The organism is Janthinobacterium sp. GW823-FHT01H08, assembly GCF_058797855.1.
Map to the genome: position 1 here is coordinate 171,450 of NZ_CM179504.1, position 25,420 is coordinate 196,869.

Sequence of the window (25,420 nt, forward strand, 5' to 3'; positions counted from 1 at the left end):
ATGAATATGAATTAAGGACGCTATGGCCTGCGGCCTTTAATGGATACGCGGGCCGGGAAACGCAGGGATGCCGGCGGCCGCTCATCGGCGCGGAAGTCGCGCACCATGGCCAGCACCTGCTCATCCGTCTGCGCATTGCCCGTGCCTTGCACCAGCTGCACTTTCGTCGCCCTGCCTTCCGTATCGAGCCACAGGTCGACGCGGATATCGCTGAACGCCAGCTGGCGCGTGCGCGGGTCGCGGGCGAACGCCAGCTGCAGCGCGTTGGCGACATAGCGGCCATACGATCCCGCGCCGAGTCCGCCGCCACCGCCACTACCGCTCATGCCGCCGCCGCGCCCGGCCTGGATGCCGAACGCGTCGCTGCCGGCCTGCGCCGCGCCGTCGATGGTGACGGGGTCGCCCTTGTCCGGCGACGGGCTTTCCGGCGCGTCATCCATGGGCTTGTCGGCAGGCGTCGGTTCCGGCTCGGACACTTCCGGCACCACCTTGTCCGGTGTCGGTTCCGGCAGTTTTTCCGGTTCCGGCGGCGGCGGTGGCGGCGGTGGCAGCATCAGCATCGGCGGCGCCGCCACTTCGCGCTTGGTGGCCGCCGTATCGGACAGCAAATACCAGACCAGCGCGGCCAGCGCAGCGGCCAGCAGCGCGCCGCCGGCCACGCCGCCCCAGCGGCGCCACCACTGCGCCGCGCCCGACGATTCCGAGCCGGCCATCTTCATCATGTCGTCACGCTTCACCTTGCGCTCCTCATGCCGGCTTGCCGGTCACCAGGCCCACCTGGTTCAGGTCGATGCGGCGCAGCAGGTCCAGCACTTCGACCACTTTCGCGTATTGCACGGCGGCGTCGCCGCGCACGATCACGGGGAAGTCGGGCGTCAGCGCCTTTTCCGTGCGCAAGCGCTCTTCCAGCTCGGGCAAGGTGACGGGATAGGCGTCGAGGAAGACCTGGCCCGCGTTGTCGATGGTGATGGCCTTGGTCTTCGGTTTTTCCAGCGCCATGGCCGAGCTGGCCTTGGGCAGGTCGACCTTGATGCCGGGGATGCTGGCGTTGCTGGTCAGAATGAAAATCACCAGCACCACCAGCAGCACGTCGACGAAGGGCGTGATGTTGATGCCGCCGCTACGCTTGCGGGGGGTAAACTTGGCGGAGGTGGCCATGGTTATGCGCCCCTCACGCCTGATGCAGCGCGGGACGCATCTGGCGTCCGTCGCCCTGCTCTTCCGCCAGACGCGTGGCGAATTCATCGACGAAGACGGCCATATCGGCAACGATGGCGTCCGAACGCGAGGACAGCCAGTTGTAGCCGAACAGCGCGGGAATCGCCACGCCCAGGCCGGCAGCCGTACACAGCAGCGCTGCCGCCATGCCCGGGGCCACCGAGTTGATGTCCACGGCGCCCGCCATGGCCGCCACGACGAACACCAGCATGATGCCGATCACGGTGCCGAACAGGCCGACATACGGCGCGCCTTCGATGGTGGTCGAGAGCCAGATCATGCGTTTCGACATGCGTTCGCTTTCGCGCACCATCACGCCATCCATGGCGGCGCGGATGGCGCCGATGGTCGCGTTCGAGACGGCGTTCAAGTCGTAGCCGCGGTCGTGGCGGCGGCGCATCTCGTCGATGGCCACGTCATACAGACGCCACAGCGAGGAATCCGTTTTCACGGAAGCGCTCAGCTTGCCGTTGCGCGCCAGGTGATCGAGCGGCGCGCCGGCCGCTTCGTGGAACGACTGCATGAACTGGGCATTGGCGCGCGAGATGGCGCCATAGCTGCGGCCCTTGCCGATCATGATGATCCACGACAAGACCATCATCAGGCCCAGCACGCCGACGACGATCCAGGCGTCGAGCGGCATGGCGGCGATGATGAAGCCGAAATGGCTTTTGCCGGCCTGCTGTTCATCGGCGCCAAACACGGCCAGGCGCGATTCGGAGCCTTGCGAGACGGCGTCGGCCAGCAGCAGGGCGTCGGGACGGGCCGTGCGCGACAGGCGCAGCTCGTCGATGGCGCCCGTGAAGTTGGCCAGTGCGGCGCCACCGGCGACCGGCGGCGCGTCGGTACCCACCGAGGCGGCCGTGCTGAATGCCGGCAGGGCGGTGGCCAGCGAGACGGCCGGACGGCCGCCCACGTACAGGGCCACATTGTTCTTGTCGGCCTTGACGGCCAGGTGCGACCATTGCGCGGCCTGGATAGGCTGGCCCGGCTTGCTGCGCTGGCCATTGACCTGCACGAAGGGCACGCCCTGGTCCACGCCGATCAGCAATTCATTGGCGCCGTCGCGGCGCGCATACAGCACTTGCTGGGCGCCCAGGCTGTCCGGACGCACCCAGGCGGAAAAGGTGAACGGCGCGCCGGCGGCCAGCGCCAGCGAAGGCGAGGCGGGCAGCATCAATGGCGTGGTGCCCAGGCGGGCGCCGGCGCCGATGACGGAACCGTCGAGCGCCGGCACGGCCGTCTGGGCATGGTTGCCGTAGGCGGTGCTGTCGCGCGAGGGCACGCCCGGTTCGCTGAAGTGATATACGAGGCTGTAGTCGGGGTCAAACGTACGCTGGCCGTTGCCGGAGGCGGGCGCCTTCGGATTGCCGTAGTACATCCACAGCTGCTGCGGCGTACCGGCCGTCAGGGCCGGCACGTCGACCCAGATCAGGGCGATGCCCAAGAGCGGATTGAATTGCTCGATCTGGTGGTTCAGCACCGTTTTATCGTCGCCCGCCACGAAGCGCAGGTCGGCGCCGTTATCGCTGACGCCTTCGAAGTTGAAGTTACCCGAATGCAAGCGCAGCAGCACGGGGATGCGGCCGGGATCGCCGCCCACCGCGCCCGCCTTCGGGCCGGCGTCGACGGTGACGGGTTTGCGGTAAGCCCAGTCGGGCTGCCACCAGGCATGCGCCAGGCCGGGAACGAGCGTGCCCAGGATCGTGAGCAGAAAAAGAAAACGTTGCATGACAGTGATTCTCCGAAGAAAAGTCTAAAAAAGTGCAGTGCTGTTGAGCTGGCCCGTCAGTAGCTGGCCGACAGGTTGAAATTGATGCGGCGCACGTGTTTGTGCGTGCGCGGGCCATCGCGCAGCGGATACGAAAAATCGATGCGGCCATTCAGGTAGCGCAGGAACTGGAAGCTGCTGCCCACGCCCACGGAGGCCAGGCCGAACAGGTCTTTCTGCTCGATCATCGGATCGCGCAGGCGCAGGCGCGCGCCATCGGCAAAGGCGAATAAACGCCAGTTTTCCAGGCGGCTGAAATACGTCAGCTGAGGCGTACGCCATTCGACGGTGCCGGACACGCCGTAGTCGCCCGTCGCTTCGGCCGACAGGTAGCCGCGCACGGAATTGGCGCCGCCGGCCGCCATCTGCTCGCCCGACACGAGCGCCGCATCGGCCAGCTGGCCCGCCAGCTTGCCGTACAGCTGCGCGCCGCTGCCCAGGGTATAGGTGGCGTTGGCGTCGCCCTTCAACACGAGGAAGCTGGGCGAGGCCTTGTAGCGCTTGTTGTCGTAGGCGGCGCTGTCGCTGCCGTAGCCGAACGAAGCGCGCGTGCCGGCCACCAGCGACAGGCCGAGGCCATACGTCGCCGCCTCCGTCTGCGCAAAGCCGTTATACGACACGCTGAGCGGCACATATTTCAGGGGAACGCTGGAACCGGCGCCATTGAGCTTGAGCGCTTCCTGGTTATCCTTGAAATCGATGCCGGCAGAAAAACTGTGCCACCAGATGCCGCTATTGGGCACCGTGTAGTTGACTTTCATGCCCAGCGCATGGCCCTTGCCCAGCACGCTGGTACCGCCCGTGCTGGCCACATTGCTGTTCGACTGGTAGCCGGTCGCTTCCACGCTCCAGCCCTGCGTGCCGATCGGCGCCACGTACGAGGCGGACCACACCTTGGTCTGGTTCAGGTCGCCCGGCGTGCCGAAAAAGCTGATGGTGGCGCTATGCCCGAGCTGCCACAGATTGTCGTGGCCGACCGACATGCTGGTACGCAATTTCTTCGTATCGGCGCTGTAATCGTTGTTCAAGCCCACGCTGGCGCGCCACGGGCTGCTGTCGTCCACTTTCAGGTCCACGTCCATGGTGCCGGGCAGGCTACCCTGCTTGACCAGCGGCATCACCTGGCGCTTGGGACCACGGTTCAGGGCCGTCAGTTCCACTTGCGCCTGCGTAAAGTCGGGCACCGTGCCTTCCGTCAGGGCCGGCACTTGCTGGCGCACGTCGAGCGGCGAGTTGTATTGCGCGCCGACCACGCGCAAGCGTCCCACCTTCGTTTCGCTCACCTGCAGCACCACCACGCCCTGCTCCACCTGCTGCTCCGGCAAGTCCACGTAGACGGACTGGTAGCCCCGGGATTGATATGCAGCAACGAGGGCGTCGCGCGCCCCTTCCACGTCCTTCAAAGTGCGGCCCGGCCCCAGGAAGGGCGTGACCGCCTCTTCGATGGCGCGGGCGTCGAGCACGGTATTGCCGCGCACCAGGTATTCCTCGATCGTCACTTGCCGTTCCGGCGCGGCCACGGGGGCCGCCGCCGGCACCGCATCCTGCGCGCGCGCCATGCCGGGCAACGCCAGCATGGCCAGGCACAGCATCGTCAAGGCGGTTGCAGGCGCCGCTGGCGGCACGCCCCTGCCCTTGGTTGTCATTTCACGCATCTTCCATTCACCTTAAAATCAAACGGTTGCCCTGTATTGCGGCGCTGGGCCGGCGTTTTTTTGTTGCTGATGTTCATCTACTGATGCCTAGACAGCCGCCGCGCGCGACGACTGCCGAATGTCATCAAATGTTCATAAAACTCACGGTTGCAGTCCGCGCCGCTCGTTCGGCGTGAGCGCCTGCAGCTGCGGCGCCGTCAACGGTCCCGCGCCCAGCACCTGCACCACGCCGGCCGGCTGGTAGCTGGACGCGTGCGGCTCGCCGCCCTGCTGCTTGCCGGTGCCGCCCTCATCCGCCTGCTCGTTGCCAAAACCCAACACTTTCACGGTGAACAACGATGGCTGCGCCTGGCGCGTGGCGGCCCGTTCGCGCTGCAGCACGTCCTGCGCCGCCGTCACGGCCTGTGTCGCGGCCGCGCTGGCATTGCTCAGTGCTCCCACGTTCACCGAGGCGACGGTTGGCACGCCCGTGGACTTGCCCTGCACCTGGATGTTTTCCGCATTCACCACCTGCAGGGCGGCCAGATTGACGTTGCCCGAGACGCGGATGCCCGCCTCGCCCGCATCGATGCTGCCCAGCGGGGCGATCAGGTCGATGTCGCCGGGCGGCACCTCCGGGATCGGATTGAGCGTGGCGATGCCGGCGCCCGTCGTCGGCGTGCTCGGCGACAGGCTGACGAGGCCGATGCTGTCGTACGCGCGGCGCTGCGGCGTGTAGACGACGGTGGACTTGGTGCCGCGGCCCGCGTTGATGTCGCCCGTGGCCGACCAGGCCAGGATGTTGCCGCCGAAGGTAGTAAAGATGCGGCTCTGGCCCAGCAGGATGCTGTCTTTCGCATACATCTGGATGTCGCCCTGTCCCTGCGTCAGCACGCCCGAGCCTTCGCCCGGCGCATAGCCGCCGTCGACGCCGATCAGCGCGCGGCCGCCCGGCACCGTGATGCCGATGTCGCCGCCGAAATCCGTGTGGATGCCGGCATCATTGACGGTCACGTAAGGCACGTTGTAGTCGGGACGGCCCGCCTCGGCCCATTCCTGCGGGCTCAGGTAGCGCACGCCCGCGACGGGACGCTTGGTGAACACGCCGCCGTATCCGCTGACGGTGTACAGCGCGCTGCTGAACATCGTCAGATCGCCCTGGTACTCGATCTTCTTGCCCGCCTTGTCCTGCGCCGGGAAGAGGGTAGCGATGGCTTCGCGGCCGCGCAGATAGCTGCCGCGGCGCGCGCCGTCCGCATCGTTGTACTCGCGTCCGGCCGCCTTCAGCTCGGCAAAGTAGACATTGCTCAGGTACACCTGCTGCTGTTCCTTCGGCAAGGCGGCAAAGAAGCTGCGCGCATCGGTGGCCGGGTCGTAGCGGATGCCCAGGCCGCTGTCGCCGCCAAAGCGCGTCGTCAGCCAGTTCACCAGGTGCAGCTGGCTGACCTGCGCGTATTCGCGCGCCAGGTCGCGCCGCACGCCGCCCGTCTGCGCCCCTGCCTTTTCCAGTTCGGCCTGCTTCGTGCCGAGGAAGGCGGCAGCGCCCGCCTCGTCGCCGCTGTAGGCGAACTGGCCGCGCAGCCAGTCGGCCAGGGTCAGCTTGCCGCCGTAGACATACACGGCGCTGCCGGCCTGGTCGGCCAGCGGCTTGCTTGGGTCGGCCAGCTTGGCCGGGTCCAGGTAGCGCGCCGCGAAGGCCGCATAGTCGGGACCGTTGCGGCCCACGCCGGCGGCCACGCTGATGCCGGCGCCATCGCCGCGCTTGTCCTGGCCGACATTGACGATGGAGCCGAGGCTGCGCAATTCCGCCTTGTCGGCCATGTACAGGTCGCGCCCGGCGCTCACATTGAGCTGGCCCGGCCCCGCCACATAGAAGGTGCTGTAGCGGATATCGCGCCCGGCGCTGACGACGGAAACGTCGTCGGCATGGCGGTGCACGAACAGATTGCCGCGCGCCGACGAGCTGCCGAAGACGACCGGCTTTTCCGGCAGCTCGGGACTGTTGGCAAAGGGCTGGCCGGTCCATCCCGCCGCGCCGTCCGGCACGCTCTCGACCGTTCCCAGCGGCGTGCCGGAGTTGACGATGTCGCGTCCGGCACGCACGGCCACGGCGCCGCCGCCCTCGTACCACAGGCCCAGCGGGCCCGTTTCGCCCTTCAGCTTCGCCCGGTACACGATGCCGCCCGTGCGCAGGCCGACGATGTCGCCGCTGTTGGCATAGAAGTGCGCGGGCAACTGGCCTGCCGGCACATAGTCGGAGACCGTCGGCGGCGTCATGCTAAACAGCGGATACACTTGCTGATTGGCATCGCTGGCGCCATTCGACGTCGTACCAAACCATTTCAATGGCCCCGGCGCCAGCGCATCGGCGCTGACGTTATGCAGCGGCAGCAGGCCAAACCAGACCTTGTCCAGTGCGCCGACGAAGCCCGGATTGAACGGATTCGGCAGCAGGCGCGGGTCGGCGCCCGATGGCGTGATCGGATAACCGGCCGCATGGATGGAGTCGGCGGCCAGCATTTCCAGCTGCCCCGTGCCCGTCCTGACAAATTGCGGCGCCACTGGCGACGGCGCCAGGATCACGCCGTTTTGCGGCATGTCCACCTTGCCGCCATCACCCAGCCTGCCCAGGCTGGCATTGCCGTAGTACAAGCTGCCGCTGGCGGCCACGGCGCGCAGCACTGATGGCATGACGAAGCGCCCGTCCGTCGGCGCGTGGTTGTCGCCGGCCATCGCATTGATCCAGGACGAGGTGGGCGTCAGGTTGCCGCCCGCGCTGAACAGGTCGATGGCCGTGGCCGGCGTCCACAGCGAGAACCAGCTCCAGCCTTCGCCCGTGCGCTCCACGCCCTGGTAGCTGAACGGCGAACCATAGCCCAGTTGCTTCACGCGGCCCGCATCGGCCACGCCGCCCAGCACCACGTCGCCGCGCGCATCGATGCGCACGCCGCTGTCGCCCGGCACCAGGATGGGCCCGCCGCTGGCGATCGCCGTGCCCGCCGTGTAGGTTTCGTACGGCCGCGATTCCGTCGGATCGGCGCGGTCGAAGCGCAATTCGATGCCGCCCACGGCGCCCGCCTCCAGGCGCAGCGCGCCGCGCAGGTTGGTGAAGGTGCTGTTGAGCGTGGGGTACTGGCGCTCGAAGCGCGTATCGGCATTCGCGAAGTCGCCGTTGCGGTCGAAGCTGCGCACCTCGGCCACGGGGTTCAGCCCGCCGCCGATGCGGATATCGAGGTCGCCGCCGCCCGTCAGCAGCAGCTTGCCGTCCGGCGTCACCCTGCCCGTGCTGCCCACGGCCACGTTCAGGCCCTGGCTGCGCGGCGCGAACTCGCCGCCCGGATCGGCGCGCGAGGCCAGCATGCCGGCGTCGCCGCCCGCCTGCAGCAGCAGATTGCCGCCGCCCAGGGTGCCGATGCCCGTGAAGCCCGACAGCCCCGGCAAGCCCGAGAACAGGTCGACGCCTTCGGGACGCGCGACATAGGTGCCGAAATTGATCCACCATGCCGTCGGCACGCCGCCCCCCGTGCTGCCGCTGCCCTGGCGCCACAGCCAGGTGCCGATGTCGCTGGTGTCCTGCTGCGCGCGCAGCCAGCCGATGGCATCCTCGCGGCGTTGCGTGGAGGTGCCCAGCGTATCGCCCTTGACGTCGCCCTGGGCGCGCAGCAGCAGATTGCCGCCGTGCTCGGGATACCAGGCGCGGTACAGGCTCTGGCTGCCGCCATCGACAAACGGCGTAAAGTCCGTGCCCAGCGCACCGAGCAGCTGGCCCTTGGCGTTCAGGCCGCGCGGCAGGTTGAACAGATCCTTGCCGCCGACCAGCGGCGAGGCCGACTGCGTGCCCGCCGTGTAGACGCCATACAGCGAACGCATGTCGAAGTCGCCCGCGGCGAGCAAATCGAGGTCGCCCGTGCCCGTGCGCAGCACGCTGAACAGGGGCTGGCGCGCCGGCTCCACGCTGGTCACCTTCTCAGGCGGCGTGCCGTCGGCCACCTTGACCACCAGATACGCGGCAAACTCCAACATGGTCTCTTCATTACCAAAGTACATCTCGATATCAACCTCGCCTTCGGGATATCCTTCGAGGAGAGCCGCTTCGCTGAAGATATATTTGGCCGGCGAACCCGTACCCGGCACGATGGAAGTCACCGCGTCCAGGCCGTAATGCGTATCGGCCAGCATCAGATGGGCGTCCTTCGCATGCGGTTTCAACGCGCGCGTGTCGGCCGCCGCCGTATCGGCGCCGCCCACCAGGCGCAGCGACCACGCTTGCGAACCCTGGGCCAGCATGGGCGCCAGCGCCAGGTTGCGGCCCTGGCTTCCGCTGCCATCCGCGCTGCGCAGCGACACCATGGTGACGTCGCCCGGCAGCCTGACCACGGTGCCGGCGGGCAGCACGCTGCCCTTGTCCAGCGCCAGCGCCGAGGCCAGCACCACGCCATTGACGGCATTCGTGCCATCGGCCACGTCCCACGGCCGGCCTTCCGGGAAAGGCAGGGCCACGTTCGCCGGCCACACCATGGCCGCCACCTGGGCCGCGCCAGGCAGGCGCAGGCCGGCATCGAGCTGCATGCCGCTCGATAAGGTCAGCGCCTTCGGCAAGACGGTGCCGGCCGCGTACAGCACGCTGCCGTCGGCATTGCGCACGGCGCCGCCCAGCACGCTGCCTGCAGGCAAGTTCAACTCCGCCGTCAAGGTGGCGCGCGCCGCCAGCAAGGTACCGCTGCGCAACTCCATGGCTTTCATCGGCACGGCGAAATTGACGCTCGTGCCCGATTTGAAATAGGTGTTTTCGGCCAGGGTCACCAGGCCCGCTTGTGGCACGACGACCTCGCCGCCCCACGGCAACCGGCCTTTCACCAGCTGCCAGCCCTTGTCATCGATCGTGACGGGCAGGACGCTGGTATCGAAACCATCGGTGATGCTGCCAAAGACGCTGAGCTTGCCGCCGGCGCGCAGCACCAGCGCACCGGCTTCGCCCGAGCCGTACACGCCGCTCAGGCGCGCCAGCGGATTGACGCCGTCATAGCGGTGGCCGGACAGGTCGATGTCGCCATCGATATGCAGGTCGCCGCCCGGCGTGGCGCTGACGATCTCGACGCCGGGGCGCAGGTGGAAAGCATTGGCGTCGCCGCGCAAGCCGCGCAGCTTGTTGTTCATCAAGTTGCCGTTCGCCAGCGCATTGGCCATGAAGGCCTGGCTGTCCCCGTGTTTCTCGTTCAGGTAAGCCTGGTTGATGCCCTGGTAGCTGCGGCCGTCCGCATCCTTGCCCGTGCCCGCTGGCGCATCCTTGTATTGCCAGAAGGCATTGACGTTGATCGTGCGCGCGCCGGCGATGTTCAGCGCACCGGCCGCGTCGATGTCGATGTCGTCGCCCGTGGCGCCGCCGAGGCGGCGCGCGTTCAGGTCGATGCTGCCGTAGTTGCCGCCCTTGTCTCCGCTGCGCAGGTCGAAACGCGCGCCGTTTTCCAGGGTCAGGCGGCCGCCAGGCGCGGCCAGTTCGATCACGGCGCGGTTCGGCGCCTCGATCACCTGGCCATAGCTGTCCGTGCGCAGCACCGTGCCGTGCGCATCGAGCACGGCGCCCGATTGGATGGTGACGCCGTCGCGGCCGGCCAGGCGGATGCTGCCCACCTGTTCGCCGCTGGCGTCGATGCGGCCGTTCACCGTCAGGCTGCCGGCATCGACGGAGACGCTCACTTCGCGCGCCTTGAGCTCGTCGCCGATGGCCAGATTGCCCTGTTTGAGCTGGAAGCTGCGGCTGCCGAACACCTTGCCCGTGGTCAGGCGCTGGTTCAAGCCGGCGAAATCGCCGACATGCTGGGCGCGCAGTTCCAGGCCGCCCGCCGCGTAGGCCACCTGAGTGCCGCCCGCGTCATAGCTGCCGCTGGCGCCGCCCAGCAGGCTGCCGCGCAAGTCGGCCGTGCCGGCCGCCTCGCCCGTGGCGATTACACTGAGCTTGCCGGCGCGGTTGTTCACGGCCGACACGTCGATCACGGAAGCGGCCGCCTGACGCACGTCGCCCTCGCGGCTGTCGAGGATCACGTCGCCGCCCCAGCTGTACTTGCTGGTGTCGTAGAAATCGATCTTGCGGCCCGCCAGGTCCAGCTTGGCCTTGTCACCCAGCAATACATCGCGCTCGGCCGACAGGGTCAATTTTCCGCTCGGCAAGACCACCGACGTATCCACGCTGACACTGTTACCGCTGAGGGCCACTTCTGCGCCCAGGGCACCGGCCAGCGCCGCATTCGTCGGCGTGGCGGCGGCGGCACCGGCCGGTGCGCTCACCTTGACGGCGCCGCCCGCCGTGATGCGGTTGACGGAACCGGCCGCGCCCGTCAACAGCGGCGTGTTGATCAGCAAATCGCCGCCGCTGTAGCGGTAGCCATTGGTGGCCGTATCCCACGCGCTCTGCGACTGGTAGACGGACAGGCTGCCCTTGTTGTTGGCCGTCAGCTGTTCGCTGGCATTGAGCGCCACCTGGCCAAAGCCCAGCACCAGACGGTCCAGCTTGTGGATGGTGTCGGGACGGCTGTCCGGCGTGAAGCCGAATTCGATGCGCCTGGCGTCGACCTGCAGGCGGCCGCTGCCCGTGCCGGGGCCATTGGCGACGACGGCGCCGGGCGCATTCGTCGCGCCCTGCCACACGAGGGTGTCCGTGTGGATGCGCGCCAGCGCGTCGGTGCCGCCATAGCCGTAGATGGCAGGCGTGTTGAGCACCAGGCGCGACAGCGACGACTTGCCCGTGGCCGCATCGATGGTCGACAGCTGCGACGAATCATAGAAATTGAAGGAATTGCGCGCCGTCAAACCCAGGTTTTCCAGCGCCGGTGCGCCCGTGCTGGTGTCGCCGCGCAGCAGGCGGTCGAGCACGCCCTGGTTCAGCGCCAGGCCGTCCGGCAGGGCGCCGCGCGCGCTGGCGTCCGCCAGCGACGCCTCGCTGCCGACATTGATCGACCCCATCGCCAGCACCAGGTTGCGCGTACCGTAGCGCACGTTGTCGCGCAGGGTAAACGCGCGCTCCGTCACGGCGGCGATGGTGCCCTCGGAATACAGCGAGGTGCTGCCGCCGCAGGCGCCGCCCGTTTTCGCACACGCGCCGATATCGATGATGCCGGGGCCATACGATTCGGACGACGGCGGCGCGGCCGGCAGCATGTCCAGCCAGCCGTTCGAGACGGCCAGCACGCTGCCCATCGGTTCGTACACATAGCCGTCGCGGGAATCCCAGGCGGCCTTGCCGCGGCCCAGCGTATTGATGCCGGAACCCTGTTCCAGAATGATGCCGTCGTCTTTTCTCGCCGTCACCAGAAACACTTCGGCCGCCTTCAGCACGGCGCCGTCGCGCAGCACGATGCCGCCCGCCGATTCCTTGATGGCGGCGATATTGGCGCGCTGGTTGCTGCCCGTGCCAAAGTCGCTGTAGGTCACGCGCGGCAAGCCGCCGATGCCCACGCGCTGGGCGCCGAAGGCATTGATCTGTGACGCATGCACGGAGACGCCATTGAAATCGGCCAGCGGCGCCGTGCCGTCGGCCAGCACCTCGTAGCGCGTCGACGCATGATTGCCCGTGCCCAGCAGCAGGGAGCCGCCGAAGCCGCCCTCGGCCGGCGCATACAGGGCGCTGCCATCCATCATCAACGGCGTATGGTTGTCCTTGACGCTGTGCACGGACGGGGCGATCAGCTGCACGCGCACGCCCTTGGCATCGCGCTCCAGCGCGGCGCGCGGCACGCCGTCGCGCGTGGCCTGCGCCACGGCGAAGGCGGCATAGCCCGTCTCGTTGTATTGGGAATAGGTGCGCAGCACGTCGGCCGGCGTGAGGATGGCCTGGCGCGCCACCACGTCGCGGATCGCCGTGCCGGCCACGCCCGTCTGCGCCGCCGTCGCATACGAGCCATTGCGCATGGCCACCGTGCCGCCCGCCTCGACGGCGCCCGCCAGGCCATTCAATTCCACGCGGAACGCACCAGGCAGCAGGGCGAAATTCGACGGCAGCAAGGTGTAGGTGCCGGCCGCCAGGCCGGGCACGCCCGCGCCGATAGTGATCTGACGTCCCACGGCGGGCTTGCCCGCGCCTTGCTCGGCCGTCAAGGGCGCCACGTCCGGCTGCACGCCGGGAAGGATGGCGTACACGGGGTTGGTGTTCAGGCCGGGCAGGGTGAAACCGCCGTTCGGCTTCATCTGCACCAGCGGATTGAGGCGCGCGTCGGTGGAGCCGCCGCGTCCGGCCAGGAAGGCCGCGCCCGTCAAGGTGCCGCCGCCCGACATGTCGAGCACGGCGCCTTGCTGCACGTCGATGGCGGCGCCCGTCAAGGCGATCTCCGGGCCGTTGCCCACGCCCTTGAACACGACATCATTGCCGTCATACAGGTAGCTCAAGCCATCGAGCGTGCCGCCGTAGGGCATCGTCAAGCCTTTCGCGCTGACCGAGGTCAGGCTGCCAGGCAACAAGTTGACGCGGCCCGTATTGGCTTCAAAGCCTTCGGCGCCCAGGTTGATCTGGCCCAGCGGCGCGCGCAGCACGCCATGCTGGTTGATGGTGGGCGCAACCAGGCTCAGGGTGCCGAACACGGAGAACGGCTGGTTCGGCATGGCGCCGTCGCCGCTGCGCCCGATATTGAGCGTGCGCAACGGGTCGAGCGTGACGCGGATATTGCCGTATTCGTCGATGCCGCTCTTCTGGCCCACCGTGACCATGCCGCTGTCGCCCGTGGCCGGGTAGATCTGCGCGGCGACCAGGGTGGCATTGCCGGGCTGGTACAGGGCGGCGCTGTTCGACAGGCGCATGTCGCCGCGGCTGCTCAGGGTCAGCTGCTCGAAGGCGTCGCGTTCGACCACCAGGTCGGCGCCGCTGCTCTGCGCGATGGTGCCGCGCGTGCCCATGTTGACCTCGCCCGCGATATCGAGCATGCCCGCATCGATCTGCAGCAGGGAATCTTCGGCCACCAGCGGCACGCCCAGCATGCCGCGTCCCTTGCCCAGGTTCTTCGAGCCTTTCACGGCATTGGGCACGATGTAATCGTCCTTCTGCGCACGCGCGGCCGTCCCCAGGCGCACATACGGCGCCGCCAGGTACACCTGGCTGGCGAGGCTGGCCGCCTTGTCCTCGCCATCGGGCAAAGGCTGCTGCGCCAGCCCCAGCGAACTGGCGCTCAGGCGCAGGCTCTGGCCCAGCGACAGGCTGACGTCGCCGTCAAAACTGAGCATGCCGTTCACGTGCAGGGCCAGGTTGTCGAAGCCGCCCGCCTGCACGCGGTCGGCGCCCAGGCGCGCGCTGCCGTAGCGCAGCGCCGCATCCTGCTGGCCGGCGCGCAAGTCGTCGGGCAAGGCGCTCTCGCCCTGCACCTGCGCCAGCTGCATTTCGCGCGGCACGCGCACCGCGTTGTCCACGTTGTCGCCTTGCAAGTTGTAACGGTTGACCTTGCCATAATTGGGCGTGTCCAGCGCCAGCGCCAGGGTGCCGCCGGCCGCCCCGGCGCCACCGGCCGCCGCGCGCAGGGTGCCGTCGGCAAAGATGCCGTTATACGAACTGAGCGAGATCAAACCGCCGTTGCCAGCCACGTTGACGGTGCCCTGCTGCGGCAAGTCCAGCGTGGCGTGCGCGCCGCTGGCGTCGAGCAGCGCGCCCGGACGCACGACGACAAAGGCATCGGCCGCGTCGACGCTGGCCGCATCGGCCTTGTAGCGGGCGCCGATTTCGATGCTGCCGCCCTGGTCGGCACGGCCATAGCGCCCGCCGCGCATGTCGGTGGCGACCGTGGCGCGGCCGGCCACGTCGAGCACGGCCTTGTCGCCGATCCAGATCGAGGTGGCTTGTCCCTTGCCGTTCGGCACATCCACCTCATTGCCCGTGCCAAACGTGCCCGGCAGGATGGTGATCTTGCCGCCCCAGGCGTCGAGGCGGCCGTCGATGGTGATCTGGTCATTGCCCGTCAGGCTGATCTGGCGGCCCGGATCGACCTTGATGGCGGCGCCTTCCTGCACCGCCAGGGCGCCCTTCACGTAGGAGCTGCCGGCCGTCAGCGACAGGTCGGCGCCGGTACGCTGCGTCAAGCGGGCCTTGCGCGCATCCTCCTGGTACAGCGGCGGCGTCCACACTTCCAGCGCGGCGCCCGGGTCGGTGCCGCCTGCCACCGTGTGGCCGGTGGCGGGATTAAAGCGCAGCACGGGCATGGTGACGTCGATGTGCGCGTCCTTGACCACCACCACGCCATCGCGGCCCGTGACGGCATAGTCGGCAAAGCCGCTCTGGAACAGGCTGGCGTCCAGCGCCAGCAGCGGCTTGACGGTCACGTCGCGCCCCAGCACCGTGCCGGCCGGCAGCAGCATGCCGCGCGGCGCGCGCAGGTCGTCGGTGGCGATGCTGCCGGCCGCATACTGCGTCGTCACCGGCGGGATCGGCAAGCCGTTCGGAAAGACCGCCGCCGAGACCACGAAGCCGACCGGCAGGTTGTTGACGGCTGTCAGCACGCTGCCGGCGCGAACGATGGAACCCTGGTAGACAGACGTGCCGCCGGCGATGACGACATAGGCGCCTGACGGCACCAGCAGGTCGGCTCCCAGCACCAGCGGTTTCTGCGCCGACACGTCCGCCGTCACGGGTTTGCTCAAAACCTGGCCCGGCTTGATCAGGCTGGTGCTGAGCGCAAGATCGAAGGGGATCTTCTCGCCCTGGGCGATCAGGAATTCATCGGCCAGGCGCAGGCCTGGCGCAGCGCCGGTCCCCGCCGCCAGCACGTCGCCGCCCTGCAGCTTGCCGCCGATGCTGACGGCCGCGCCGCTGTCGATCACCAGGCGTCCGCCGCCCTTCACGCCATGGCCGCGCAATTCGCCGTCGAGCTTGAGCATGGCGCCCGTCGGCGCTTTCTCCGTCGGCAGGTCGACGGCCAGGGTGATGTCGCCGCCCCGCCCGCCCTGCAGGCTGCCATTGCCCATCAGGGCGGCGCCGGACGAGACGTCGATGACGCTGCCGCCCGTCAGGTCGATGCCGCCGGAGCTCTTCAGGGTAACCTTGCCGCCATTCACATACGGCAAACCGGCGACCGCGCCCGGGTCGAGTTCCAGGTTGCTCCACAGGCCGCGCGCATCGAGGCGCACGCCGGGCGCCACGCGCACACCGGCCGTTCCCGTGGGACGGTTGTCCGGCACCAGCTTGCCTTCAGCCCATACGTCGCCCGCCCCCGCCAGGTAGCGCGAAACGATGTCGCCGGCGGCGATGCTGCCGCCGCGCGCGCTGACATTCGCCTTGATGGCCACGTCGGTGGCGTGCAGGGCGATGTCGCCGCCATCGGCCACGCGCACGTCGGCATTGACGTCGAGCTTGTCGTAGGCGTAGATATTCAGGGCACCCAATTCCAGCCCGTTGAGCCAGTCCGCATCGAGCTGCAAGGTCTTGCTGCGCGCGGCCGGCAAGGCTTCGCCCAGCAGCTGGCCATCGGCGATGCCCGCCACCTTGCTGATTTGCACCTTTTCCAGCACGGCTTGCGGGCTGTCGCGCAGCTGGCCCGCCTTCGGATCGAAGACGGGCGTCATTTTGCCAACGATCAATTGACCGGCACGCGCCGCCGCCGTCTGCGCCTGCTTGTAGCTGTCCATGCCGTCATCGCGCTTGCGCTGCTGGCGCTCGCCCTGGAAGACGGAGGTGTCGATATCGCCTTCGAGCACGGCGGCGCCCGTGGACACGATCAGGCGGCCCGCGTCGCGGCCCACCGTATAGCCGTTTTCCAGGCGTTCGCGCGGGCCGATCAGGGCATTCGCGTACGTTTCCGTCGTGTTCGCGCCCCAGCGCGCATGCGTGCTTTCATAGCCGCGGTACAGGCCCGTGTACAAATTGTCGCCGGGCGCCGTGCTCAGCTTGTACATCGCGCCATCGGCGCCCTTCAGCCACGTCTGCTTGACCATGCCCGTCTGCACGTCGAGCGAGCCGCCGGCGATGTTGATGCGCGAACCGGCCTGCGTCACCACTTCGCCGCCGCCAAAGCCGACGGTGCCGCCCTGGGCCGCCCATTCGCCGATGCCGTGGCCGCTGGTGTTCAGGTAGCCGCTCACTTCCAGCAAGCCGCCGGCCGTGTACCAGCGGTCCGTGGCGTAGCCATTCGTGCCGGCCGGCACCAGCACCAGGTCGCGGCGGTCAACCCACACGTCGCTGTTGTTCAGGTATTTCGCGTCGCGGCTGCCCGGTGCGTCGCGCTGTTCGTTGCCTTGCACGTTGATCAGCACATTGTTGCTGCTCATGTCGACCTTCACGCCGACGGCGCCCGAGACGTCGATGGCGGCGTCGCGCGCCACGTGGCTGCGGCGGGCCGCGTCGACCAGCACCTGGCCGCCCGTGGCCAGGGTCAGCGAATCGCCTTCGAACTCGACATTGCCAGCGGAGACGATGCGCACCAGCGACTGGTCGCGCCGGTCCTGCGGCGTGTCCGTGCCCTTGCCCGTGTCCTTCAGCAAGGTATCGCGCTGCACGTCGAGCGCCGTGGCGCCGTTGTCGTCGATGACAATGGCGCTGACGCTGCCGCGCGCCAGGGTGACGCCGGCATTCTCGCCCGCCGCCGCCAGGTGGATGCTGCCGCGTCCGTTGACGCTGGTGCTCGACAGCAGCACGCCATCCTGGCGCAGCGTGTTGCCGCTCAGCGTGATGTCGCCGCCGGCCGCCTGGATCAGCCCATTGTTGACGACGCTGCCCGCCTTGCTGTCCGCCGCGCGCAGCATCTCGACTTCATTGCCGCGCGTGCTCGAGTACTGGTTCTTGTCCGTGCCCTGGCCCGGGCGCACGATGATGGCGTCGCCGGCGGCCAGGGTGGTCTGGCCATTCGGCGTGGTGATGGCACCCGCGTTGTCGACGCTGCGGCCGGCCAGCAGCACGTAGCCGCCGCCTTCCGTCACCGTCTGCGGCTTGCGCGTGTCGATGCGCGCGCCGGCGGCGACGACGACGTCCGCCTCGGCCTTGCCATGCGTGGAGGTATTCTGGCCCAGCAGCAAGTCATTCGCGAAGGTCGGCACGGCGCCCGTGCCCTGCGCCTTGCCGTACAGGCCGCTCTTGAACTGGCTGTCGCTCATGCCCATGGCGGCCGCCGCCAGGTTGCGCGTATCGACCTGGCTGCTGCCCGTAAACACGATGCCGTTGCGGTTGACGATCATCACCGTGCCGTCGGCCTTGATCTGGCCCTGGATCTGGCTGGGGCGCGCCAGCGGATCATTGACCCGGTTCAATACGGACCAGTTCGATTTCTGGTCGAATTGCAAGCTGGTGTTCTTACCGACGTTAAAACTTTCCCAGTTCAGTATCGCCTTGTCGTCCGTCTGCACGACCTTCACGACGGTCTTCCCGTCGGCCTGGGTCTGCACAGGGCCCTGGGCATTGAGCCAGCCGGCCGTCAGGCTGTTCGTGTCGACCTGCAAGCCGCCCTTGACCAGGCCATCGGGCGCGCCGCCCGCCGCCAGCGCCGCCTGGCGCGCGGCCGCCTGCACCGCCTGCTCGGCGGCGATGCCGCGCGCGGCCAGCAACAGGTTATTCAGCGATTGCTGCAGCTTGCCTTCGGCCTTTTGCTGCTGCAGCAGGGGATTGTTCAGCGAGGTAGCCGGCTGGCCATTCGGCAGGCGCCCCGTGGTGGCGGCCGTGCCCTGCTGCGCACCCTTGCCCGCGAACCAGGCGCCGCTGAACGGCTGCTGCGCCTGCGCGCCGCCCGCCTGCAGCAGCATGGCGATGGCCAACGCCAGCGGTTTCAGACGCACCGGGAGACCGGTCCGGTTGCCCGCCATGGCGGATGAGGATGCGTGTTTCGTGACCGACTTGCTTCGCTGCATGGCGACATTCCCTTTTCATGTTCCGTTGCTGACCGATATCGCGAGGCGGCGCGCACCACGCACGGGGCGGGCGGCAGGCACTGATTCGCGGCTTCCAGCAGCATTGACAGGGAACAAGGTCCGGGACTGCAAAAGGTCATCAAAATGTCATAATTGGCGCTCCGCCTTGGCGCGCCAAGGCGGGGTTCAGCCGAACAGCACGATGCCGCCCGGCAGCCGCGTCACGCGCGCGCCATACGCATCCTGGATCAGGGCGATCACGTCGTCGAGGCGGTCGAGCGAAAAGCTCGCTTGCACGCGCGTCTGTTTCAAGGCGTCGCCATTGAGGATCAGCTTGCCGGGACGGTAGCGGTTCACCTCGTCCACCACCTCGGCCAGGGTGCTTTGTTTAAAAACCAGCAGCCGGTGGCGCCAGGCGCTGACGTCGCTCTTGGCCACCGCGCGGGCAATGCCGAAATGCTCGGGCCGGTAGCGCAGCTGCTGGCCCGCCGCCAGTTCCGCATCGTGGCCGGCCTGCGCCACGCGCAAGCGGCCCGCCAGGCACGTCACGCACACTTCCTGGCCGAACAGGCGGATATTGAAGCGCGCGCTGCCGGCCGACACGCTGCCGTCGCCCGCCTGCACGCGCACCCGCGCCGCGCCGCGCAGGCCGGCCTGGAATTCCGCCTCGCCCGCCAGCAGCACCAGCGATGCGGCGCCGTCCTGCACGGGCGCCGCGTCGAGGCGCGTCTGCGTATTCATCTGCACCAGCACGCCGCCATCGAGCGCCACTTCGCGCTGCTCGCCCGTGCCCGTGGCGTAGTCGGCGGCCAGGCCCGCCACGGCCGGCCACAGGTCCGTCGGCGGGCGCAGCACCAGCAAGCCCAGCGAGGCGGCCACGCCGGCGCCCAGCCAGGCGCGCCGCGCCGTATTCACCGGCGCCTGTGCCCGCTTGACGGCGCGCGCGGCCGGCGCCATGGCGCCCCACACGGCGCGCGCCTCGGCAAACGCCGTCGCATGCCTGCGGCTGCGCGCGCACCAGTGGCGAAACACTTGCGCATCGCGTTCGCTGACCTGGCCCGAGGCCAGGCGCACGACCCATGCCTGCGCTTCCTTCTGGATGACACTCATGTCGTCTTCCGCTTGTTCAATCATGATGTTTAGACGTTTTTCCCGCGCCGGGACCGAAGCGCTGAATGAAATCGCGTCCCATGCGCTCGCAGCAATGTTCGAGGCCGGCGCGCAATTCCTTCTCCACCGTGCGGGCGGAAATGCCGAAGCGTTCGGCGATGTCGCGGTGCGGCAACTGGTCGACGCGGGCGGCGATGACGATGGCGCGCCGGCGTTTCGGCAACTCCTGCAAGGCCCGTTCCAGTTCTTCCAGTTCGGCGCGCGCGCTGAAGGTGCGGGCCGGGTCGGCCAGCTCGTCGGCCATCTCGTACAAGTCGTCGATATCGGGAAGGCTGAGCAGGCGCGCATTGTCGCGGCGTTGATCTTCCGCAATGTTGATGGCGATGCGCATCAGATACGCGGATGGGTAGCTGATCGCCTCGGGCGCGTTCATCCGCTCCACGCGCAAATACGTTTCATGCAGCGCGTCGTTGGCCAGGTCTTCCGAGCCCAGGCGGCGCTGCAGGTGGCGGCGAAACTGTCCATAGCGTTCCAGGAACAGCTTGCGCAAGGTGGCTTTCAGCAAGTCCGACATGCTCAAGTCGCTCCGGCCGGCAGGTAGGGCGCACAATCGGCAGCTGGGTCGGGCCGCGGCGTCAACAGGATCGTCAGCGGCTGCGGCAAGCCCGCCGGTGGCGCGCCGTCCATCAGCAGGCTGCGCAGGCGCTGCACTACGGCGTTGTCGCGCTGTTCCACACCGCTCGCTTCCAGCACGTGCACGGCGCGCACCTTGCCCCGCTCGTCGAGCCACAACTGGAAGGCCAGGCGGTAGCGGCCGAAAGCGTCCGGATGCAAGCGGCACAGGGCGCGCGTGAGCGAACGCTGCAGGATGACCGCATAGCCTTGCAGCGGTGGCGCGGCAGGAGCGGCCTGGGCCGGCAAGGGCGCCGGCGCTGCCGGGGCGTCGGCCAGCGCCAGCAAGGTAAACGCATTGCTGCCGCTAAAGCGCGCGCCCAGTTGCGTGCCGGCCAGCAAGCGCTGCAGCGCTTCAGCCGGCGTGTAGTCGCCGCGCACGGGCGCTGCCACTCTGCCGGCCGCCAGCTGGCTGCTGACGAGCACGGAATACCCGGTCACTTCGCCAAACGCCACCAGGGCCGCGTCGAGCGGCTGGGCAGGCAAGTCGAAGCGCAGGGTAGAGTGCGCGCCGGCATCAGCGCCATCCGCACCGGTAGCGGGCCGCGCGAATGTCATCAATGTCATCAATGTCATCAGCAAGCAGGCGGACAGGGCATTGCCCCTTGCGGCGCGGCGGTGGCTTAGTGTCATTTTCCAGGGGACGCAACGAAAAATCCTGCTCATGAAGTGTCTTGACTGCAATGTTGTCTGCAGAATGGCAGGATGGTAGCTTCATAAAATGACAACTGCATGACATGGCGCCAGCCCGCGTCCCGCTCTGTGTCATCGCCGCGACACATGACCTTGCTATGCTGGACGCTTATTCACCGCTCCGGGAGCCGCCATGGCACGCCTGTTATCACTGTTGCTGTTGATCTGCGCCGCCCTGCCCGCGCAGGCGGACGAGCACACCGTCGTCGTGAAGGCCGCCGCGCCGCCAAAGGGCTGCGTGGAAGTGGAAGCGAATGGCCGGCGCGCGCCATCGATGTCTTGCCTGAATGAAAAATTATTGCCGAATAGCAACACCATGAACGGGCCGCCGCCCGCCCTGTCCGGCGCCGAAGCGATCATGCAGCGGCCATCGAACCAGCTGGGCCTGTACAACCGCGCCGCCCTCGAACACCGCATGGGCAATGCCTTTGGCAAGTCCGTCACGCCGCAAAGGCCGCCAGCTCCCACGCCCGCCAGCCCGCTGCTGCCGGCTCGCTAGGCCGCTTGTCAACGCACAGTCCATTTGCGCTGTCAAGATTGCGCAATCGCGCCGATTGCGTATCATTCCAGGCTTGATCGCTCTGGAAACAACCATGCTGCCCACTATCGAACAACGCCTTGCCCTTGAACTTGCCGCCAAACCGGTGCAGGTTGCCGCCGCCATCGAACTGCTCGACGAAGGCGCCACCGTGCCCTTCATCGCCCGTTACCGCAAGGAAGCGACCGGCGGCCTCGACGATATCCAGCTGCGCCTGCTCGAAGAGCGCCTGCGCTACCTGCGCGAACTGGAAGAGCGGCGTGCCGCCATCGTGGCGTCGATCACGGAACAGAACAAGATGACGCCCGAGCTGCTCGACGCCGTCATGCACGCGGAAGACAAGACCCGCCTGGAAGACCTGTATTTGCCATACAAACAGAAGCGCCGCACGAAGGCGCAGATCGCCATCGAAGCGGGCCTGATGCCGCTGGCCGACGGCTTGCTGGAAAACCCGGAACTGACGCCGGAAATGGAAGCGGGCAAGTTCCTGCGCGAGGCGTTTACGAGTGCCGACGGCAACAACCCGGGCGTGGCCGACACCAAGGCGGCCCTCGACGGCGCGCGCCAGATCCTGATGGAGCGCTTCGCCGAAGACGCGACCCTGCTGCAAACCTTGCGCGAATACGTGCAGGAACACGGCATCGTCGAATCGAAAGTGGTGGAAGGCAAGCAGGACGAAGGCGAGAAATTCGCCGATTATTTCGACTACTCGGAAACCATTTCCACCGTGCCATCGCACCGCGCGCTGGCGCTGCTGCGCGGCCGCCGCGAAGGCATCCTCGACGTCACCCTGCGCCTGGACACGGAAGCGGAAAAACCGAAATGGGATGCGCCGCACAATCCGTGCGAGGGCCGCATCGCCGCCCGCTTCGGCATCAAGCAGCAAGGCCGTCCGGCCGACAAGTGGCTGGCGGACACGGCGCGCTGGACCTGGCGCGTGAAAAGCTTCATGCACCTGGAAACTGAACTGATGGGCGCGCTGCGCGAACGCTCGGAACTCGACGCGATCAACGTCTTCGCCACCAATCTGAAAGCGCTGCTGCTGGCCGCGCCGGCCGGCCAGCGCGCCACCATGGGCCTCGATCCCGGCTTGCGCACGGGCGTCAAGGTCGCCGTGGTCGATGCCACCGGTAAAGTGGTCGACACGGCCGTGATCTACCCGCACCAGCCGAAGAACGACTGGGATGGCTCCTTGCACACGCTGGGTCGTCTTGCCGCCAAGCACAATGTGTCCTTGATTTCCATCGGCAACGGCACCGCGTCGCGCGAAACGGACAAGTTGGCGCAGGATTTGATCAAGCAGCACCCGGAAGCGAAGATGACGAAGATCGTCGTCTCGGAAGCGGGCGCGTCGGTGTATTCGGCGTCCGAGTTCGCCTCGAAGGAATTGCCGGACATGGATGTGTCGTTGCGCGGCGCCGTCTCGATCGCGCGCCGCTTGCAAGACCCGCTGGCCGAGCTGGTCAAGATTGACCCGAAATCGATCGGCGTGGGCCAGTACCAGCATGACGTGAGTCAAAGCCAGCTGGCTCGCTCGCTCGATGCCGTGGTGGAAGATTGCGTAAATGCCGTGGGCGTGGACGTCAACACGGCGTCCGCTCCCCTGCTGGCGCGCGTGTCCGGCCTGTCGGCCAGCGTGGCGCAAAGCATCGTCACCTACCGCGACATGAAGGGCGCGTTCACCTCGCGCGCGGCCTTGAAGGCGGTGCCGCGTCTGGGCGACAAGACCTACGAACAGGCGGCGGGCTTCCTGCGCGTGATGGGCGGAGAGAACCCGCTGGACGCCTCGGCCGTCCACCCGGAATCGTACCCGCTGGTGGAAAAGATTTTGGCCGACATCAAGAAGGATATCAAGGCCGTCATCGGTGAGACCGCCTTGCTGAAAACCCTCAGCCCGGCAAAATACGCGGATGAAACCTTCGGCGTGCCGACCATTAGCGATATTCTGAAGGAACTGGAAAAGCCGGGCCGCGACCCGCGTCCGGAATTTACCACCGCCACCTTCAAGGAAGGCGTGGAAGAAATCCGCGACTTGCGCCCGGACATGATTCTCGAAGGCGTGGTCACCAACGTGGCCGCCTTTGGCGCCTTTGTCGATATCGGCGTGCACCAGGATGGCCTCGTGCACATCTCGGCCCTGTCGAACACGTTTGTGAAAGACCCGCACACGGTGGTGAAAGCAGGCCAGGTCGTGCGCGTGAAAGTGCTGGAAGTCGACGAGAAGCGCAAGCGCATCGCGCTGACCATGCGCCTGACGGACAGCGCGCCGCAAGCGGGCAGCAAGCCCGAGCAGCGTGGCGACCGCAACGACCGCCGCAGCATGGCGCAGCACCAGTCGCAGTCGCGCAACGCGCCCGAGCCGGCCGGCAGCATGGCCGCCGCCTTCGCCAAGCTGCGCGGCTAAGCCCATGGCCGCCGGGCGTGACCTCGTCATCCTGGCGGTGGACGCCGCCAGCCCGGATGCCCAGCTGCTGCTCGACGCATTGTCGGACGCGCTGCTGCGCATCAATGGCGACAGCGGCCGTTCCTCCTTCGATGTCGAAGCGGCAACGCCGCGCGGCGGCTTTTACCTGGCCCGCGATGCGGCTGGAGCACTGCTCGGTTGCGCCGCCCTGCGCCCGCTGGGCGGGCCGGACAGTTCCATAGGCGAACTCAAGCGCATGTATGCGCATCCCGGCAGCACAGGCGTGGGCGCGGCCCTGCTGGCCCACGTGGAGGCGCAGGCGCGCCGGCATGGCTATCAGGCCCTGCACCTGTCCACCCGCGTGGCAAATGCCCGCGCGGTAGCGTTTTATGCCAGGCACGGCTATGTGCCGGTCCTTGCCTGGGGCAAATACGTGGGCGCGGCACAATCGACCTGTCTGGGCAAAACCTTATAAGCGTCAACGTGGCTGACTTGCCCGATTTATGACTTGAGCGCATACCCGTGCCGTCGTTTTCTTATAAAATGACGGCATCTATTTATTTACCCATCAGAGGCAGCTATGAGCGACGTACAAACCTGGATCAAAGAAACCGTGACGAACACGCCAGTCGTGCTGTTCATGAAGGGCACGGCCCAGTTCCCGCAGTGCGGCTTTTCCGGCCGCGCCATCCAGATCCTGAAAGCGTGCGGCGTGGAAAACATCGCTACCGTCAACGTGCTGGATGACCCGGAAGTTCGCCAAGGCATCAAGGATTACTCGAACTGGCCGACCATTCCGCAGCTGTATGTCAAAGGCGAGTTCATCGGTGGTTCCGATATCATGAATGAAATGTTTGAATCGGGCGAATTGAAGTCCCTGCTGGATGCCTAATCAGCAGCAGCGGCCGCGCCGTGTCGTCGTGGCCATCACGGGCGCCACGGGTGCCGTGTATGGCTTGCGGCTGCTGCAATTGCTCGGCGCCATCCCCGGCGTCGAGACGCATCTGGTCCTGTCCGATGCCGCTGTTTTGACCCTGCACCAGGAAACGGGCGTGGGACGCAAGGACGTCGAAGCGCAGGCGCACGTGGTGCACAAGCTGCGCGACATCGGCGCGTCGATCGCCAGCGGCTCGTTTCAATCCGATGGCATGGTCGTCGCGCCGTGCTCGATGAAGACCCTGGCGGCCGTCGCGCACGGCTTGTCGGATAATCTGATCACGCGGGCCGCCGATGTGGTGCTCAAGGAGCGCCGGCGCCTGATCCTGATGGTGCGCGAAACGCCGTTCAACCTGGCGCACCTGCGCAATATGACGGCCGTGACCGAAATGGGCGGCATCATCTTCCCGCCCTTACCGAGCTTTTATCACCACCCGCACAGCATTGCGGACATGGTCGACCATACGGTGGCGAGGGTCATCGACCTGCTCGGCATCGAGCACGACCTGGCACCGCGGTGGAATGGTCTTAAAGCGTCAGAAACCTGACATCACCAACGCAATCAAAGCGGGGAAACCCCTGCCAAGTCACGATGCCTGACAAAAGCGTAGCGAGCGTCAGTGATTTGTGGCCGAGAAGCG

13 protein-coding genes are annotated in these 25,420 nt (G+C 67.4%); 5 read left to right on the forward strand and 8 right to left on the reverse strand.

Translation table 11 applies throughout. The features are described 5' to 3' along the window. Positions 1–20 precede the first annotated feature (20 nt). The 8 genes from AC3RCG_RS00730 to AC3RCG_RS00765 all read right to left on the reverse strand — a co-directional run bounded on the left by AC3RCG_RS00730 (position 21) and on the right by AC3RCG_RS00765 (position 20,775). Positions 21–737 (reverse strand): energy transducer TonB family protein, encoded by a 717-nt coding sequence (locus tag AC3RCG_RS00730; protein WP_409027564.1) that lies wholly within the window; start codon positions 735–737, stop codon positions 21–23. Positions 738–747: 10 nt separating this feature from the next. Next, positions 748–1,158, reverse strand: a complete 411-nt coding sequence (locus tag AC3RCG_RS00735) for an ExbD/TolR family protein (protein WP_034753784.1) — start codon at positions 1,156–1,158, stop codon at positions 748–750. Between the two features lie 13 nt (positions 1,159–1,171). Continuing rightward, positions 1,172–2,950 carry a DUF2341 domain-containing protein gene (locus AC3RCG_RS00740; protein WP_121670715.1) on the reverse strand — a complete coding sequence of 593 codons (1,779 nt, stop codon included), beginning with the start codon at positions 2,948–2,950 and terminating at the stop codon, positions 1,172–1,174. 56 nt (positions 2,951–3,006) lie between these two features. After that, positions 3,007–4,644: a ShlB/FhaC/HecB family hemolysin secretion/activation protein gene (locus tag AC3RCG_RS00745; RefSeq protein WP_492404867.1), complete on the reverse strand. Its 1,638-nt coding sequence runs from the start codon at positions 4,642–4,644 to the stop codon at positions 3,007–3,009. A 141-nt stretch (positions 4,645–4,785) separates the two neighbouring features. Beyond that, positions 4,786–18,426, reverse strand: a complete 13,641-nt coding sequence (locus AC3RCG_RS00750; protein ID WP_492404865.1) for a filamentous hemagglutinin family protein — start codon at positions 18,424–18,426, stop codon at positions 4,786–4,788. A gap of 186 nt (positions 18,427–18,612) precedes the next feature. Further along, entirely contained in the window at positions 18,613–19,536 is a 924-nt protein-coding gene (locus AC3RCG_RS00755; RefSeq protein WP_492490399.1) for a FecR family protein, read from the reverse strand. A 16-nt stretch (positions 19,537–19,552) separates the two neighbouring features. After that, positions 19,553–20,110: an RNA polymerase sigma factor gene (locus tag AC3RCG_RS00760; protein WP_131689786.1), complete on the reverse strand. Its 558-nt coding sequence runs from the start codon at positions 20,108–20,110 to the stop codon at positions 19,553–19,555. Positions 20,111–20,112: 2 nt separating this feature from the next. Beyond that, complete coding sequence (locus AC3RCG_RS00765) at positions 20,113–20,775, reverse strand: secretin and TonB N-terminal domain-containing protein (RefSeq protein ID WP_492404861.1); 663 nt, start codon at positions 20,773–20,775, stop codon at positions 20,113–20,115. A gap of 259 nt (positions 20,776–21,034) precedes the next feature. Here AC3RCG_RS00765 and AC3RCG_RS00770 point away from each other — a divergent pair, with 259 nt between their 5' ends. The 5 genes from AC3RCG_RS00770 (at position 21,035) to AC3RCG_RS00790 (ending at position 25,327) form a co-directional block, all read left to right on the forward strand. Beyond that, on the forward strand, positions 21,035–21,400 hold the full coding sequence (locus tag AC3RCG_RS00770; protein ID WP_475416720.1) for a hypothetical protein: 366 nt from the start codon (positions 21,035–21,037) through the stop codon (positions 21,398–21,400). 94 nt (positions 21,401–21,494) lie between these two features. Next, positions 21,495–23,843 (forward strand): Tex family protein, encoded by a 2,349-nt coding sequence (locus AC3RCG_RS00775; protein WP_077398246.1) that lies wholly within the window; start codon positions 21,495–21,497, stop codon positions 23,841–23,843. Positions 23,844–23,847: 4 nt separating this feature from the next. Next, positions 23,848–24,318: a GNAT family N-acetyltransferase gene (locus AC3RCG_RS00780; protein WP_070221738.1), complete on the forward strand. Its 471-nt coding sequence runs from the start codon at positions 23,848–23,850 to the stop codon at positions 24,316–24,318. Between the two features lie 105 nt (positions 24,319–24,423). Further along, the gene (grxD, locus tag AC3RCG_RS00785) at positions 24,424–24,735 is read left to right on the forward strand and encodes a Grx4 family monothiol glutaredoxin (protein WP_034753766.1); all 312 of its coding nucleotides are present in this window, start codon (positions 24,424–24,426) and stop codon (positions 24,733–24,735) included. Then, the gene (locus AC3RCG_RS00790; protein WP_492404858.1) at positions 24,728–25,327 is read left to right on the forward strand and encodes a UbiX family flavin prenyltransferase; all 600 of its coding nucleotides are present in this window, start codon (positions 24,728–24,730) and stop codon (positions 25,325–25,327) included. The genes grxD and AC3RCG_RS00790 overlap by 8 nt, the downstream gene beginning before the upstream one ends. The last annotated feature ends 93 nt before the right edge of the window (positions 25,328–25,420 follow it).